Raw genomic sequence first — 15,323 nt, 5'->3', positions numbered from 1 at the left:
ATCCGGCACTGATTATCCCCGGCCTCTCATAAATACGTGACTATTTTCATCTGCGAATCAAACCTGAAGCCCCTTCAAAAACCTGCGCAGCTCTTTCCTGGCGCCCTTGACTATCGGCTCGCCGTGGGCGAAGAGGACGGAGTCGAATTTTCTTTTGAGATGAGCCGCGAAGACCTTTTTCAATCCCCTCTTCACCCCTTCCGGGTCGTCTCCCATGAGGTAATCGGGGACGAAGCACAGCTCACCGTCTTCCCTTATTATGGCGTCGCCGATCGAGAGTATCCCCTTCCCGAGCGGGACGTATAGAGCCGTCTCCTCGGGGCAGAGCACTCCTACCTCCAATGCGAGCACTCCTCCCGGAAGCTCGTCACCGTGATCGAACCCGCTCACCTTCTTCCCCCTCCTGAAAGCATGGAGGCCCGCCTTGTGACACCAGACTCTTGCACCGTAGTATCTTGCGAAACGACTGCTGTGGCGGTAGTGGAGGCGGTTCGTGAGGTATATGTTTTCAGGGGGATTATACTTTTTAAACCAGCCTATCCCGTCTCTCGGAATTCTCGGATCGATGAGATATGCGGGGTCCGCCGCGGAGACGTAATATGAATGCACGTCCTGCCCTATGCCTTCGTGGAAGGTTGTCCAGTGGAATACGCCGGGAAGGATCTCTTTCATCGTTAGCCCCCTTTACTAATGATACCCGTTCAACCCTTCGATCCTTCGACTTCGCTCAGGTCAGGCTCGCAGTTCAGGGCTGGCACAATTATTTGGCCGGAGCTGAAATGCGACATAAAGATCATTTACCAGCGCAGGTTCTGCGCCTCAGGGCGAACGGGTGGAGTGCTATGTTGGCAAGGCATTTGAGCCTTGGAAGAATCATATATGAGCACACATTGTGTGCCGCCAATTCTGTAATGTCGGGAAGAAGAAAAAGATGAGATTGCCGCGTCGCTACGCTCCTCGCAATGACAGGAATATTGGCGAGTTGCCGTATCGAGCGGAGGAGTTGGAAGCAATCATAAAAACACACTATGTGTGCCGCTCACCCGCCGGAGCCTTCCTTGATCACGCTATTGAGGAGGCCCGTGAGGCTGCCCTTGACGGCGAAGTCCCATTCTCCCTTGTATTCGATGTCGCTCACGAGCCAGCCGGATTTGTCCTTTACGAGCGTAACACCGTCCTTCCACGTGAAGGTCTTCCCGTCCCCGGGGTTCGTGTTTTTGAACTCGAGAGCGCAGGAGGCCTTCTCTCCCTTCTCGTCGCATGAAATCACCTTGAAAGAATCCGCGCCCTCGAAGAGGGACGTGAATATGTCCCCTTCGACCAGCGGCGGCACCTCCCCTTTCGTCGCGGCCTTGTACTTTATCTCCGCGTCGTCGGCTGATTTGAGGAGAGCGGCGAGCTCGGGCGTAATGTATGGCTTATACTCGGCGAGATCCTTTGCCGTGGGGATGCCCCTAGTCTTGAGCTTTATGTACGTGTCGTAGAGTCCGGTCACGGTGCTCTGCGGAGTGTCTCCGGCATAGGAAAGAGCCGATAAACCAAAAACAAGCGCCGCGCATAAGATCATCATTCTCATATTGTCTCCTTACCTCCTTTGATTCCCCAATGATTCCCGCAGTTGTATTCAACTGCAATAGATTCTTTAATAAATTTCGCCGCCGGTCAAATCCCGCAAAAAAATAAGGAAATGCGTGCCCTCGTATGTTATAGTTTTACGTAGGAGTTTAGTTTAAAAACTGAAATCGGATGTGTTTCTCTCCCATTCCTTAAATCGGCGGGAATTCACATTCGCCATCGGGGTGAGCGGACGGTTAGACGCACGCTTCTCCGTAAAATGCCCGAATCAAGACTGATTCGTTCATACTCGTAATTCGAGGGACCCGCTCATTCCACGACTGCGCGCACGGGACCGTCACGGAGGACAGTCCATAGCGCGGCGACTCCGAGTCAGGGGATATTCGAATACAACCGGAGGAAAGCGCGATGAGAGAATTCTTGTCTCAAATCTTCGACCCGGCTTATGCGGAAAAGCTCTTCGAGTGGTTCATAACGTCGGGACTCCGCATTCTCCTGATACTGATAGGCGCATATGTTCTGCTCAAGGTACTGAACAGCGTCATAAGCAGGATCGAGACCGCGTTCTCGAAGCGCCGGGGCGCGTACATGAGCGCGCTCGAGAGGGAGAGGCGGATGAAGACGCTGACCGGCCTCCTCAGGCACGTGATATTCATCACGCTCTTCGGGGTCGCGCTGATGATGGTGCTGAAAGAGCTCGGCATGGACATAGCGCCGATCATCGCGGGTGCCGGTATACTCGGCCTCGCCGTGAGCTTCGGCGCGCAGAACCTGGTGCGCGACATCATAAGCGGGTTCTTCATCATCGTCGAGGACCAGATACGCGTAGGAGACGTGGCGGTGATCAACGGCAAAGGCGGCGCCGTCGAGGAGATCAATCTCAGGACAATAGTCATAAGGGACATCGAGGGAACGGTCCACATATTCCCCAACGGGACGATCACGCAGATGTCAAACATGAGCAAGGGCTGGTCCCGGTACGTCGTGGACGTCGGGGTGTCGTACAGGGAAAACATAGACCGCGTTATCGACGTTCTCGAGAAGATAGGCCAGGACCTGTCCAAAGACGAGTACTACGGCACTTACATACTCGAGCCGCTCGAGGTGCTCGGCGTGGACAACTTCGGGCCGATGGAGGTTATAATCAAGTGCATGGTAAAGACACACCCGCTCAAGCAGTGGGAGGTGGGAAGGGAGCTCAGGAAAAGGATCAAAAATAAATTCGAAGAGGCGGGCATAAGGATGCCTACGCCCCTTACCGCAGTCGGATATGCAGGGGATGCCCCTCCGGATGCCGACGGGGGGAAGAAAGCGCGGTCCCGGCGTGGTGAGGAGGAAGGGCACTGATTCGGGCGTCCTTCGGCATCCGACACTTCCGCGGAGGAATGTGTTCCACGCATCTGTCTGATCCGTCGGATGCGGCTGGATTGTGATGAAAGATGTAAGGTACGCCCCCACCCTATCCCCCTTCGCCGAGGCTTCGGGGGACATGCCCTCCCCCCTCCTTCTGAGGGGGAGGGAATTACTACAGTTCACAATCACAGGAAGGGATGCGAGGTCGTACAGTCCCATTCACCCCTTGTGATATAGTAGTTCCGTTAAATTTCTTTTATAACTATTCATGCCGTCCATGCGACAGGAAGCGCGGGCGGCGCCGTCGATCAAAAAATTATTTCCGGAGGTGACCCATGTTCTCAAACATTATCGATAAGTTCTACGACCCCGCTTTCGCCGAAAAGGCATTCGGATGGCTCGTCACGTCGGGGGCGAGGATACTGATAATCGCCGCGGGAGCGTACGTGTTCATGAGGATAGTAAACGGAGCGATCGGAAGGTTCGAGAAGGCCGTCTCGGGAAGGCGCGCGGGATACGCGAGCGCGGTCGATACGGAAAAGCGGGTGAGGACTCTCACTGCTCTGCTCAGGAGCATTGTCTTCGTGCTCGTCCTCGGGGTGGCTGTCGTCATGGTGCTCAAGGAGCTCGGCATGGACATAGCGCCCATTATAGCCGGGGCCGGCATACTCGGCCTCGCCGTGAGCTTCGGCGCCCAGAACCTGGTGCGGGACATCATAAGCGGGTTCTTCATCATATTCGAGGACCAGGTGAGGGTCGGGGACGCGGCGGTGATAAACGGGAAGCCGGGAACGGTCGAGGAGATAAAGTTCAGGACCATAGCCATCAGGGACCTCGACGGCACGCTCCACATATTCCCCAACGGCTCTATCACGCAGTTATCCAACCAGAGCAGGGACTGGTCGAGGTACATTGTGGACGTGAGAGTCGCATACGGGGAGAACCTCGACTACGTAATCGGGACACTGAGAGAGATCGGGAAGGGCCTCGCAGGGGACAAGAATTACGAATCCCTCATACTCGAGCCTATGGACGTCCTCGGCGTCGACAGCTTCGGCCCATCGGAGGTCGTCGTAAGGTGCATGCTCAAGACCCTTCCCCAGAAGCAGTGGGGGGCAGGCAGGGAGCTCAGGAAGAGGATAATAAGCGGCCTCATCGACAGGGGAATAGAGATACCGTACCAGAACGTGAGCGTCTTCCCGGGAAGGAGGGACGGGACCTTCGGAGTGAGGATCGAGGGGGGCGGCGGGGACGCCGCGGCGGGGGCGTGAACAGGCCCTCGGCGGCCCGGATCAACACTAAAATATAAAGAACGCCCGACGTTTTACATCTATACAGGATGTAGTATATTATTCGCAATGAAGAAAAGGACCGAACCTAGGAACGGGAACGGACACGCGAAGTTCGAGAACCTCAAGCTCGCCGAATGCCTCGACTGCGTATGCTATGAATTCAGGAAGACAGCGCGCTTCGTCATAAACTATTATGACACGGCGCTCAGGGACGCGGACCTCAAGAGCAACCAGTTCATAATACTGGTGGCCGTGGCGTATCTCAAATCGCCCAATTTCAAGACTCTGGCGGAGTTCGTAGGGATCGACCAGAGCACCCTCGCGCGGAACCTCACCACTGTCGAGAATCAGAAGCTCGTAAGCGTAAGGACCGGAAAGAACCGGAGGGAAAAGCTCATAACCCTTACGAAGAAGGGCGAGCAGAAGATCGTGAAGTCGTTCCCGCTTTGGAAAATGGCTCAGGGACGCCTCGTCGGCGGGCTCGGAAGCGAGCGCTGGAAGAATATCCAGAAAGAGCTCACGGACGTCGTAAGCGTAACCAAAGAGCTCGGCTGAACGGGCGGGACCCGGACGCAATACGCACCGCTGGATGCGCATGCCGCATTGATGAAATTCTTTTTCTTCTTGTCCGGGCGTATCCGTTAATTCAACTATATTATTTCATCGATACTCATCAGGAATAAGTTCTTCCATGCGTGGATCGATCCAGCATCGATTGCGGAAAAAATTAAAATCCACCCTTACCCTCCTTTACGAAAGGAGGACAATTTCGAGCAAGCAACGAATTCGATGAATAAGAGAATTCGGACGCCCTTGGAAGAATGCAACAATGCAAATGATTCACTCAGCAACTTCAGGAAACAAAAAGAATTTGTCGGCGCTGATAAATGGCAAAGAAATGTCTTAATCGGAGTAACGTGGATAGTAAATCCAAATCAGGGAGGATTTTCTGTTAATCCTTTTCCGTTAGCTCTTTACATTTATTATCAAAATCTAAATCCCCCTGAATCCCTCCTTCGACCCTTCGACGAGCTCAGGACAGGCTAAGCTCAGGACAGGCTCTTTTTCTAAGGGGGAAATACCATAGTTAGGATGGCGGTGATAAACCTGTTCATCCTGAGCCGGATGCGCGCCCTGAGTTCATACAAGAATCTTACGATACTCCTCGTTCAAAAATTATTGACTTATTTTAGAAACGGCTCGATACTTGCGAATATGTACCCCGGCCAGGCGAAGCCCGGCAAACCGGGAGCGCGCCGGCGCGAACTCAGACGACCATCAAATGAAGAACCAGAACTACGCCGAGTTAATGAAAAAGACCAAGAAAGAGCTCGTCGATCAGATAGAGCTCCTCTACAGGCACAACTTCGAGCTCCATTCCGCGATCGAGGAAAAGGAGAGACATTTCGAGAGCCTGAAGCACCTGGGCGCAATTCTCGACGATTCCGTTTTCGAGATATTCATGCTGGACAGGAAGACACTCGGGTTCATATACGCGAACAGGAAGGCGAGGGAGAACCTCGGATATACGGCGGGCGAGCTCGCGGGCCTTACGGTGCACGACCTGAAAAAGCATTTCGGCGACGGGGAGCTCCCCAGAATGGCCGAGCCGCTGATCGGGGAACAAACGGACAAGATCGAATACACGGCTTACCACGCGAGGAAAGACGGGACTCTTTACCCGGTGGAAGTCCACCTGCAGAACTCCACTTTCAACAAGGCCCCCGTCCTAGTCGCCCTTATACTCGACATAACGAAGCGGACCAGGACAGAAGAGAGGCTAAAGGAGACGCTCAGCCAGCTCTCGAAGATAAACAGGTACGAGACCGTCATCGGTATAGTCACGCGGACTGTGCACAACTCGGTAAACCTTAAAACGGTGCTCGAGAACTCGGTGCAGGCGATTTACCAGAACATGGACGTCGCGAAGTACGTGGCAATTTTTCTCGTCGAGGGCACGGAGGCAGTGCTCCACGCGCAGAGGGGCCTTCCCGAGTGGTTCGCCGGGAGGGTCGCGAGGATACAGTATCCGGCGGGGACCACGTGGAGGACGATAATACAGGGGAAGACGGAGTACGTTCCCGACACGGAAGCGGGCGAGCACCTCGGCCGGGCGGGACTCGAGCTCGGCATAAGGAGCTACGTCTCCATACCGCTCAAGAACGACGGGAAGGTGGTGGGCGTCATAAACATATTCACGGACGTGAAGAACTCCTTCAGGGCGGACGAGTTGAGACTCCTCGACATAGTATCGAGACAGATAGAGATCGCGATAAACAACGCGAGGTTCACGGAATCCCTCATCGCCTCGGAGAAGGCGCTCGAGGAAAAGATAAACACGCTTTCAAAGAAGGAGAGCTACGAAAGGATAATCTATACGGTCGCCGGCATGGTCCACAGCTCGGTCGATTTCGACGAGGTGCTGCGGCTCACGATCGACAGCCTCAGGCAGAATATCAAGAACGCGGACTTCATCGCGGTCTTCTTCGTCGAGGGGAACGAGGCGGTGATGAAAGCCGAATACGGCTACGGCGAGAACTTCATCAGGAAGATCGAAAAAATACCCTACCCGAGGGGGCTCACGTGGAGGACGATAATCGAGGGCAGGACCCGGTTCGTGCCGGATACGTCTGAGGACGACGCGATAGGCCCGGCGGGGAGGCAGTGGGGGCTCAAGAGCTATATCTCGATGCCGATAAAGACGGTCGGGAACACGATCGGATGCGTCACGCTGGGATCTAAGAGCGTGAACGCGTTTGACCGCGACGAGCTCTCGCTCCTCGAATCAGTGGCCGAGCAGATAGCCGTAGCTCTCCTGAACGCGAAATACGTCACCGAGATCGAATCGAACGAGAGGAGGCTCAAGGCTCTCGTCGGCTCGGTCGACGAGATAGTGTTCGAAATGGACGAGAACGGCACGTACCTGGGCATCTGGACCGAGAACGAGGAGCTGCTCATAAGACCCAAGAGCGAGCTCCTGGGCAGGCGAATCTCCGACTTTTTCGACGAGGACTTTACCAGCATGTTCCTCGAAGCGATCCGCCGCGTGCTGGGAAACCGCAAATCGGAGGTCGTCGAATATAAACTGTTCATCAACGGCGGGGAGAGGTCGTTCAGGGCGCGCGTGAACCCGATCTTCGCCTCGGGCACTGAGCCGGGGACCGTGTCCATGCTCGCGAGGGACGTTACCGAGAGCAAGGCGCTCGAGACGCAGCTCCTCAGGTCGCAGAGGCTCGAGAGCGTGGGCAAGCTCGCGGGCGGCATAGCGCACGACCTCAACAACATACTCCAGCCGATTCTCATGTCCATACAGCTCCTCAATACGAGGATTACGGACGAGAAGAGCCGGAGCTGGCTCGAGATACTCGACCGGAGCGCCCAGAGGGGCGCAGACCTCATCAGGCAGATACTGTCGTTCGCGAGGGGGCTCGAATCGAAGAAGCAGCCCTTCGATTTGAAATACCTCGTCAAGGACGTGCAGAAGATAGTCGACGAGACGTTCCCCAAGTTCATCACCCTGCACACGGAGATCGAGGACAGCGTGCCGTCCGTCTACGGGGATTACACGCAGCTAAACCAGGTGCTGATGAACCTCTTGGTAAACGCCAGGGACGCGATGCCCGAGGGAGGCGACCTCGGGATCGCCGTCAAGAGCATAACGGCCGGGGAAGAGCGGACCCCCGTATTCCTGAAAACCGATTACAGGCAGTACATCGTCATCGAAATATCCGACAACGGCGTGGGCATCCCCAGCGAGTACATGGACAGGATCTTCGACCCGTTCTTCACGACGAAAGAGCAGGACAAGGGGACGGGCCTCGGCCTCTCGACCGTGTACGGCATAGTCAAGGACCACGACGGGTACATAAACGTCGAGAGCCAGGTCGGGAAAGGGACGACGTTCACGATCTATCTGCCGGTAATTCACTCTGAAGACGCCGCGCTCACGGTCGATGAGCTCTATCCGAACACGCCTTCCGGGAACGGGGAGGTGATACTCGTCGTCGACGACGAGAGCATGATTACGGACATGGCTAGGACGATATTGGAAGAATACGACTACAAGGTGCTGGTCGCGCACAACGGCGAGGAGGCGACCAGGGTATTCGACACGCACAAGGACGAGATATACGCCGCTATAGTCGACATGATGATGCCCGTCATGGGGGGGAAGGCCACTATCCGGATACTGAAACGGGAGAGGCCTTCACTCAAGGTGATCGCCACGAGCGGATACCAGCGCGAGCACGAGCTCGTAGACCTGAAAGACGCCGAGGTCGACGCATTCCTGCCTAAACCGTTTAACGCAGAGACGCTTCTTCAGACGCTAAATGATGTGATGAATTGAGGCACACAATGTGTGGCGCAGAATCTGCGCACATATACGATTCTAATGAACCTCCTCCGCTTCACACGCCGAGACCGAGGCTATCTCCCCGTCTGTCATTGCGAGGGAGCGCCTGTCCTGAACTCGTTTCAGGATCGCGACTGCGGCAATCTCTTAAATAAAGCGAGATGCTGAAACAAGTTCAGCATGACAACAAAAAAGCGAGATCGCCACGACCTAGATCCTGAAACGAGTTCAGGACAGGCGGCCTCGCGAAGACAGAATAAGAACAGACGCGCGGAGCATATACCCTGCGGATGTGCCGGATGGCGTATGATAAGCTCCCCGGTAAACAAAAAAGGGAGCCGAAGCTCCCTTTTGATATTGATCCGTGATTCCTTCGGAATTTACGCAGTCACTTTCCTTTTGCGAATTACGATTAATAACCCGGCAATCCCTAATACTCCCGCCATGGCGATCAATCCCCATTCGGTAAGCGTGGGGATGGGCGATAACTTCGCGACGGCGTCGGACGTATAAACAATGCGTTCGAAGTCCGTAGAACTATTCAGCTCAAGTGTAGCTCCGCATCTGTAGCCCCCCTCATTCGAATGCCAGCACAGCCTCTCGTCGTTCGCACCGGACTCATCAACATCGCATGAGTCTTTAATCACGCTGTCCCCCGCTCTGACGAATCCCCATGAGTAATTATTGTTAAAATACCAGCCGACGCCGTTCGCTATGTGCAGCACGGTTTCATTAATGCCGGTATCGAAAGTTACGTCCTCCCGGGCGCCCTGGGCAAGCAGCGTAAGGGTGGAGCTTCCGGTAGGCCGGCACGCCAGCATCAATCGAGTACCGGGGCAGTTCGCCAGTAATTCGTTAATGTCCCAATTGTCGGCATAGAGATTCCGGAAACACTCGGTCCATCCGCCTTCGGTTACCACCTCCACGGGAACGTTCGTCTGCGGCCCGGAGGGCAGGTAATCAAGGGCGTTCGATTCACGGCTGAAAAGGGCAATTGACATGCAGAGGGTAATAATCAAAAGCAGGATATTGAATCCGTTTCTCATCATACATCCTCCTTTATTAATGCCGCGTTTTGATGATTATATTTCATATTGGGTAGTTATGTCAATGAAATGCGCGCTGCGGGTGAATCCGACAGATGCGACACATCCGCGGAGTATATACCCTGCGCGTCTGTCGCATGTGTCGCATGGCGGATGCTATAATTTGTCTTTGCGAGGGAGCGCCTGTCCTGAACTTGTTTCAGGATCGCGACCGCGGCAATCCCGCCCTTTCCTGTCTTTGCGAGCAACGATTTCGACCGAGGGAGGAATCGGACGCCCTTGGCCGACTGCAAATAAGTACATTCATCACCGTACCGAAGTCACAAAAAACAAATTATGAAATGCAGCGCGGCAATCTCGTCTTTTTTATTCCCCCCTCCCCCTCATAAAAGGAGGGGGGAGGGTTTGGGTGGGGGTGTACCTTAAATCTTTCATCATGCACTGACTGCATCCGACAGATCCGACAGACGCGCGGAGCATATACCGTGGGGATGTGTCGGATGGCGGATGATTATATTCATTTACGGATAAAACTTAAATCCACCCTACCCCTCCTTTACAAAGGAGGGAATTAAAGAGGAAAAGAATAAAAAAATCCTCCTACCATAATTTCCCATGCCGTACTATAATTAGTCATTATTTATCACTTATCTTTACGGAGGATAATGGCATGAACGGAACGCCTGCAGCGAAGGGTTACGACACCTCGCCCATGTCGGTAGGGGACTGGATCATAACGATGATACTGCTCGCCATACCGGTCGTGGGCATAATAATGCTCATATACTGGATCGTCAGCTCGACCGGGAACATAAACAGGAGGAACTACTGCCTCGCGTCCCTCGTGATCGCGGCCATAATCATCGTGCTCGCGATAATAATCGCCGTCTTCTTCGGCGGAATGGCGGCCATGATGGGCGGCCAGGGGGCATAAACCCGGCGGTATTCAAGCGCAATATACAGAGTATTTAACGAGACGGCCACCTAAGCGGCAGCGCTCCCGGCGTAGGGTGCTGCCGCTCGGAGGTCGCGGAGAGTTTTTTAGCCGCGGTTGGAAATGTTATCCCTGCAGGAGCGCCATCCTGGCGCGATATTCCTCTACTAAAATCTAAAGTTCATATGCACAATACCAATATTCGTACTGCTTAAAATTGCTCACCAAACCTTTACGCACGGGATTTTCAAGACAATATGCGATCAATTCATTCAATGCATTCTCTCCCTTTATTCCTCGTTCGTAATACTGCTTTTCCCAGACATGCCCTCTCCGTCCGAGCACTTTATTGATTTCGTTCGCAGTGTAACTTTTCAAAGAATGCATTAATCCAGAAAGCGATGTGTTTTCCAATTGTGCTATAAAGTGAATGTGATCAGGCATCACTACTGCCGTAATCAGTTTCATCTTGTCGTTATGATCTAGCCATTTCAAGGAATTAAGCACGATCATTGCGGGAGGTCGCTCTACAAATAGAGGTTTTCTGTCTTTCGTAACCGTCGTAAGAAAATAATAGAACCCCACTCCGTTATAGCGTCCTTGACGCAGAGATTTATGACGTGGCTCAATTTCGGGCATTTTCTTAATCATCAGAGATTGTACGACATATTTTATAAGACATGAAACAGATAACAAAAAATCGCGGCTGGAAGCCGCTCCTACAGGGATGTAAGTACGCGGGTGATACCTGCAGAGGAGGTAATAAGAAATCGTATATGAGCACACATTGTGTGCCTTCACAAATCAAGAAACAGCCCCTTAGCCGCGTCCGACGTGAGCCTGGAGACTGAAGTGACCTTGTCGCTGAATAATGACAGCGTCTCCCACGATTCCCTTCCCGTGAGGTCGATCAGCACCGAATAGACCTTGAACCCGAGCCTCCGCTGCTCGCGCTTGAAGCCTTCCAACCACGCATCCCCTATCCCCGCCTCGCCGTCCGTTATGAACACGATGTCCCCCCGCCTGAACTTGGAGCCGCGCAAGATACCGAGCGCCCTGTCGAGCGGCTCCTCGAAATTGGTGCCCCCGCCCGGGAAATAGCCCGCGAGCTCGAACACGTCCTTCTCCTTCATCCCCCACCCGCCCCTGCCTTCGCCGGGGCTCGATTCGAATACCCGCACGGGCTCGCCGCCCGAAGAGAAAACGACGACGCTGAATTTCCGTCTCTCCCTCTTCGCTATGTCAAGCAGCGTGAGGCATACGCCCTTCGACCAGAGCTCCTTCTTCCCCTCCATGGACGAGCTGCCGTCGAGGCATATCACCATGGGCCCCCTCCCCTGCTCGTCTTTGAGCGAGTACTGCAGCAGCTTCCCTTCAAGGAGCCTCTTCTTGAAATCGGTACGGAGCCTCGGGTTCGCAAGCCCCGCGAGCTCGGAGGCAACGAGCCTCCCTATATCGCTCCCCGTTGAGACGTCGAAGACCTCGCTCCCCCTCCGCGCCCAGGACTTCCTCCTCCCGCGGAGCATCTCCTCCCTGAGGCTGCCCACTATGCGGGAGAGCCGCCTCAGCTTCTCGTTCGAATAGAGCTTCGCCGCGAGGTCGAGCTTCTCCGCGGCTGATCTTTCACCGGGCGCGCCCATTGACGCGCTCCACGAAGATAGCTCCTCCTCGGAGGTCTCCACGCTTTCGGATGTCTCCTTCATCGAAGACTTCACGAGGCCCTTTATCCTGACATCCATTTTCCCGTGCCCCTTTTCAAGCTCCTCAGCGAGCTTCCCGAAGGCCTTCTTCTCTTTATCGAGCTCAGCCTTCTTCCCGCGCCTCACCTTCTCGAACGCCTCGCTCATCCCGCCTTCCTCTCCCTCTCTTTCTTCACCCGCTATCTCGTCCATCGTCTCGCTTTCTTGAGACAACTCCTCGAGGTCCCTCTCGGCCCTGTCGGCCTCCCATTCCCTGACGAGGCCCTTTTCTCCGGGTCCGTCCTCGGACCTGAGCCATTCGAGCACCATCGCGCCCATCTGCATGGCGGCGAGCGTCGACCGGAACGCGTCTAGGACGGTCTCCTCGCGGAGCGCCGGGTAGTCGGGGTCTTTCTGCACGCCGAGGAGTATCTTCCGGGGCAGGAGCGAGCTCTTCCTTATGTCCTCCCCGGGGAGGAATACGACGTTGTGCTTGTAGAAGGCGGCGAAGAGGTCGAGCATGAGCGATCTCCACGACGGGAGAAGGGCCTGACCCCTTTCTATGAGCTCCCTGAGCCCTTCGGAGTCCGATTCCAACTCCGAGAATAGCTCTCTGTCGTAGGAGTCGGTCTCTATATTCACTGACGAAAGCGCCCGCTTCTCCCCCGTCCGCCCGGTCTTTTTATACGTTGGCCCCCGCTTCATAGAGGTAAAACTAACACGCGCGCCCCGGTGTATCAATTTCGGAAAGCCGTGTTAAAATAAAAAACCCTTCCGTGACACGCGCTGAACTAGGACAAATGAACCTGAATACGAGCGAATACAAGGCCGTATCTACGGTGGCCCTTATCATGGCCACGAGGCTCCTCGGCATTTTCCTCATACTGCCCGTCTTCAGCGTTTACACAGAGAAGTACCCGGGGTCGGACCTCGCCCTCGCGGGCGTCGCTTTCGGCATTTACGCGCTCGCGCAGAGCATACTCCAGCTCCCGTTCGGGTGGGCGAGCGACAGGCTCGGCAGGAAGCCAGTTCTCGTAGCGGGGATACTGCTATTTACCGCGGGCAGCGTCTACTGCGGCATGGCGGATACGATATGGGAGCTCATCATAGCCCGCGTCATACAGGGTAGCGGAGCGGTGAGCTCGGTCGCGCTTGCGTCCCTGGGCGATATCACGCGGCCCGGAGTGAGGGCGCAGTCGTTCACCATCGTAGGGGTTTCCATAGGCGTCGCGTTCCTGATGGCCATAGTCGCGGGGCCTTACCTCGCGGCGCGGATAGGGTTCTCGAGCCTCTTCTACATACTCGCCGGCCTCGGGGCGCTGTCGCTCCTTATCACGCTCTTCTTCTTCCCCGCGATCAACAAGGAGGAGCCCTCGGCGGATAAGACGGCGGTATGGAGGATCGCGCTTGCGCCCGGGATGAGGACGCTGTTCACGGCCTCGCTCGTCACGTCGCTGCTGGTGAACCTGTTCGTCTTCGTGTATCCCCTATCCTGGACGGCGCTCGGCGTTGGCGACGACCACTTGTGGCTCGTATATCTCATCACGCTCATCCCGAGCGCGCTCTTCATATTCCCGTACGTGAGGCGGGCCGAAAGGTCGGGCGGCCTCGGGACCGCTGCCAAGGCCGGATGGGCGCTCATCGCGCTCGCGTTCTTCGTCTATCCCGCGGGCTCGGGGCTCAGGTGGGTGCTCTACGGGACGGGCATGGCGTATTTCGCCGGGCACACTATAATGCAGTCCCTACTCCCCGCTTTCCTCACCCAGAGAGTGGGGCAGGAAAAGAGGGGCTCCGCCACTGGGATATACAACCTACTCTCCTTCTTCGGGGCTTCGATTGGGGGCATGATGTCGGGGTATCTTTACCAGATAAACCCCGCGCTCCCGCTCATTGCGGGGTTCATACTCATAATCGCATGGGGGCTCACGGGCCTGCCCGAGCCGCCTGCCGACGGGCGGAGCGTCTGAGCCGGAACTTCAGGCTATAAATTCCCCCGGTTCCTGACCCGTCGAGCCACAGGATATATCGGGTAATCCTTCAAAAACAGGCTAATTTATGATATTGTTGAGTAAGTACGACTAAAGGAGGATGGTTGCCATGAGCAGGATCTCCATAGCTGTAATAGCGTATTTAATCCTTATTTTCCACGCAACGGCTTCCAATGCGGTTGTAGAGCTAGTAGGGGTCGACGTGGATGTAAACTCAATCCCGAATTTGAACCAGGGCACGATACCGATCCCCGGAGGAGAGTCAGGGCAGTTCGAGATATTGATATGCGCGACGCCTTCAGACAGCACAAACGCTTTTAACAATGCCACGCCGGGGTGGACGACGCTCGACAGCGGAAGCTGCGGGGGAAGCGGAGGATGTATTCTGGGAATATTTTACAGGACCGACGACTCCCCCGACTCTTCACTGAGCACGTGCCATTGGGCCGATCCCACGACCATCTACGGAGGCGGCTCGTTCAGATACAGCGGTGTCGATCCGGCTGATTTTTTTATCGACGTCGAATGTAACACAGGCAGCTTCGGCGTCCCCACCGCTCCGTCGATACTGACTAGCGCAGGCTCGGCAGTCGTCAGGACGTTTGCATACGGCGGTATATTAGAGACGCAAATTGTCGGCTCAAACCAGGTGGAGGAAGGAAACTTTGGGTTCGGCGGCAGTTCGCTTGGCCAATTTATCGTCGGAAGTGGAGATAGTTTCGCGTTTGAAGATACCGTCCCGACCGGAGAATACGAATTCGACACATTTGTCGAGGGAGACTGGCGCGCCTGCACGATCGCTTTCGGACCTGAAATCGATATCAGCCGCCCGATACCCACGCTTTCCGAGTGGGGGATGATCGCGGCGGCGGCGGGATTGATGATTGCGGGAGTGTGGTTTGCGGCGAGGAGGAGAAGGGAGGCGAGGGCTTAGGTCGAATACCCCGGCACACGTCATCTGTAGGAGCGGCTTCCAGCCGCGATGAATATTCTCTCGTCCTTCGACCCTTCGACTCCGTTCAGGACAGGCTCGCAGGTCAGTATTATCCTCGCTCCTATATTTAGCGAAAGATGAGGAGTGACGGAGCAATCATATATGAGC

13 protein-coding genes are annotated in these 15,323 nt (G+C 55.2%); 8 read left to right on the top strand and 5 right to left on the bottom strand.

Annotation, left to right across the window (positions count from 1 at the left end; genetic code table 11):
• Nucleotides 1-57 precede the first annotated feature (57 nt).
• Both AB1598_14445 and AB1598_14440 read right to left on the bottom strand, forming a co-directional pair.
• On the bottom strand, nt 58-672 hold the full coding sequence (locus AB1598_14445) for a hypothetical protein (protein MEW6146209.1): 615 nt from the start codon (nt 670-672) through the stop codon (nt 58-60).
• A gap of 367 nt (nt 673-1,039) precedes the next feature.
• Nucleotides 1,040-1,570 (bottom strand): DUF3828 domain-containing protein, encoded by a 531-nt coding sequence (locus AB1598_14440; GenBank protein MEW6146208.1) that lies wholly within the window; start codon nt 1,568-1,570, stop codon nt 1,040-1,042.
• Between the two features lie 413 nt (nt 1,571-1,983).
• Here AB1598_14440 and AB1598_14435 point away from each other — a divergent pair, with 413 nt between their 5' ends.
• The 5 genes from AB1598_14435 to AB1598_14415 all read left to right on the top strand — a co-directional run bounded on the left by AB1598_14435 (nt 1,984) and on the right by AB1598_14415 (nt 8,568).
• The gene (locus tag AB1598_14435; protein MEW6146207.1) at nt 1,984-2,922 is read left to right on the top strand and encodes a mechanosensitive ion channel family protein; all 939 of its coding nucleotides are present in this window, start codon (nt 1,984-1,986) and stop codon (nt 2,920-2,922) included.
• Between the two features lie 341 nt (nt 2,923-3,263).
• Entirely contained in the window at nt 3,264-4,199 is a 936-nt protein-coding gene (locus AB1598_14430) for a mechanosensitive ion channel family protein (protein MEW6146206.1), read from the top strand.
• Nucleotides 4,200-4,286: 87 nt separating this feature from the next.
• Entirely contained in the window at nt 4,287-4,775 is a 489-nt protein-coding gene (locus AB1598_14425) for a MarR family winged helix-turn-helix transcriptional regulator (protein ID MEW6146205.1), read from the top strand.
• A gap of 234 nt (nt 4,776-5,009) precedes the next feature.
• Nucleotides 5,010-5,267, top strand: a complete 258-nt coding sequence (locus AB1598_14420) for a hypothetical protein (protein ID MEW6146204.1) — start codon at nt 5,010-5,012, stop codon at nt 5,265-5,267.
• 235 nt (nt 5,268-5,502) lie between these two features.
• Nucleotides 5,503-8,568, top strand: a complete 3,066-nt coding sequence (locus AB1598_14415; protein ID MEW6146203.1) for a GAF domain-containing protein — start codon at nt 5,503-5,505, stop codon at nt 8,566-8,568.
• A 386-nt stretch (nt 8,569-8,954) separates the two neighbouring features.
• Here AB1598_14415 and AB1598_14410 read toward each other — a convergent pair whose 3' ends face one another.
• Entirely contained in the window at nt 8,955-9,623 is a 669-nt protein-coding gene (locus AB1598_14410) for a hypothetical protein (protein MEW6146202.1), read from the bottom strand.
• Nucleotides 9,624-10,290: 667 nt separating this feature from the next.
• Here AB1598_14410 and AB1598_14405 point away from each other — a divergent pair.
• On the top strand, nt 10,291-10,554 hold the full coding sequence (locus tag AB1598_14405; GenBank protein MEW6146201.1) for a hypothetical protein: 264 nt from the start codon (nt 10,291-10,293) through the stop codon (nt 10,552-10,554).
• Between the two features lie 174 nt (nt 10,555-10,728).
• On the opposite strand, the gene AB1598_14400 is transcribed toward AB1598_14405, so the two are convergent.
• Nucleotides 10,729-11,205 (bottom strand): transposase, encoded by a 477-nt coding sequence (locus AB1598_14400; GenBank protein MEW6146200.1) that lies wholly within the window; start codon nt 11,203-11,205, stop codon nt 10,729-10,731.
• Nucleotides 11,206-11,351: 146 nt separating this feature from the next.
• On the bottom strand, nt 11,352-12,938 hold the full coding sequence (locus tag AB1598_14395; protein ID MEW6146199.1) for a VWA domain-containing protein: 1,587 nt from the start codon (nt 12,936-12,938) through the stop codon (nt 11,352-11,354).
• A 95-nt stretch (nt 12,939-13,033) separates the two neighbouring features.
• On the opposite strand from AB1598_14395, the gene AB1598_14390 reads away from it, so the two are divergent.
• Nucleotides 13,034-14,200: an MFS transporter gene (locus AB1598_14390; GenBank protein ID MEW6146198.1), complete on the top strand. Its 1,167-nt coding sequence runs from the start codon at nt 13,034-13,036 to the stop codon at nt 14,198-14,200.
• 130 nt (nt 14,201-14,330) lie between these two features.
• The gene (locus AB1598_14385; protein ID MEW6146197.1) at nt 14,331-15,155 is read left to right on the top strand and encodes an IPTL-CTERM sorting domain-containing protein; all 825 of its coding nucleotides are present in this window, start codon (nt 14,331-14,333) and stop codon (nt 15,153-15,155) included.
• Nucleotides 15,156-15,323 lie beyond the last annotated feature (168 nt).

This window comes from Thermodesulfobacteriota bacterium (assembly GCA_040754335.1).
Taxonomy (GTDB): Bacteria; Desulfobacterota_D; UBA1144; order Nemesobacterales; family UBA2774; genus 2-12-FULL-53-21.
Note: the sequence above shows the minus strand (reverse complement) of the source record. Positions and strands in the feature narration are given on the sequence as shown.

Excerpts from the sequence above, each read along its gene's own strand:
- AB1598_14385 (MEW6146197.1), top strand. The coding sequence starts at position 14,331 with ATGAGCAGGATCTCCATAGCTGTAATAGCGTATTTAATCCTTATTTTC.
- AB1598_14415 (MEW6146203.1), top strand. The coding sequence starts at position 5,503 with ATGAAGAACCAGAACTACGCCGAGTTAATGAAAAAGACCAAGAAAGAG.
- AB1598_14430 (MEW6146206.1), top strand. The coding sequence starts at position 3,264 with ATGTTCTCAAACATTATCGATAAGTTCTACGACCCCGCTTTCGCCGAA.
- AB1598_14420 (MEW6146204.1), top strand. The coding sequence starts at position 5,010 with ATGAATAAGAGAATTCGGACGCCCTTGGAAGAATGCAACAATGCAAAT.
- AB1598_14390 (MEW6146198.1), top strand. The coding sequence starts at position 13,034 with ATGAACCTGAATACGAGCGAATACAAGGCCGTATCTACGGTGGCCCTT.
- AB1598_14440 (MEW6146208.1), bottom strand. The coding sequence starts at position 1,570 with ATGATGATCTTATGCGCGGCGCTTGTTTTTGGTTTATCGGCTCTTTCC.
- AB1598_14425 (MEW6146205.1), top strand. The coding sequence starts at position 4,287 with ATGAAGAAAAGGACCGAACCTAGGAACGGGAACGGACACGCGAAGTTC.
- AB1598_14400 (MEW6146200.1), bottom strand. The coding sequence starts at position 11,205 with ATGATTAAGAAAATGCCCGAAATTGAGCCACGTCATAAATCTCTGCGT.
- AB1598_14395 (MEW6146199.1), bottom strand. The coding sequence starts at position 12,938 with ATGAAGCGGGGGCCAACGTATAAAAAGACCGGGCGGACGGGGGAGAAG.
- AB1598_14405 (MEW6146201.1), top strand. The coding sequence starts at position 10,291 with ATGAACGGAACGCCTGCAGCGAAGGGTTACGACACCTCGCCCATGTCG.
- AB1598_14410 (MEW6146202.1), bottom strand. The coding sequence starts at position 9,623 with ATGATGAGAAACGGATTCAATATCCTGCTTTTGATTATTACCCTCTGC.
- AB1598_14445 (MEW6146209.1), bottom strand. The coding sequence starts at position 672 with ATGAAAGAGATCCTTCCCGGCGTATTCCACTGGACAACCTTCCACGAA.
- AB1598_14435 (MEW6146207.1), top strand. The coding sequence starts at position 1,984 with ATGAGAGAATTCTTGTCTCAAATCTTCGACCCGGCTTATGCGGAAAAG.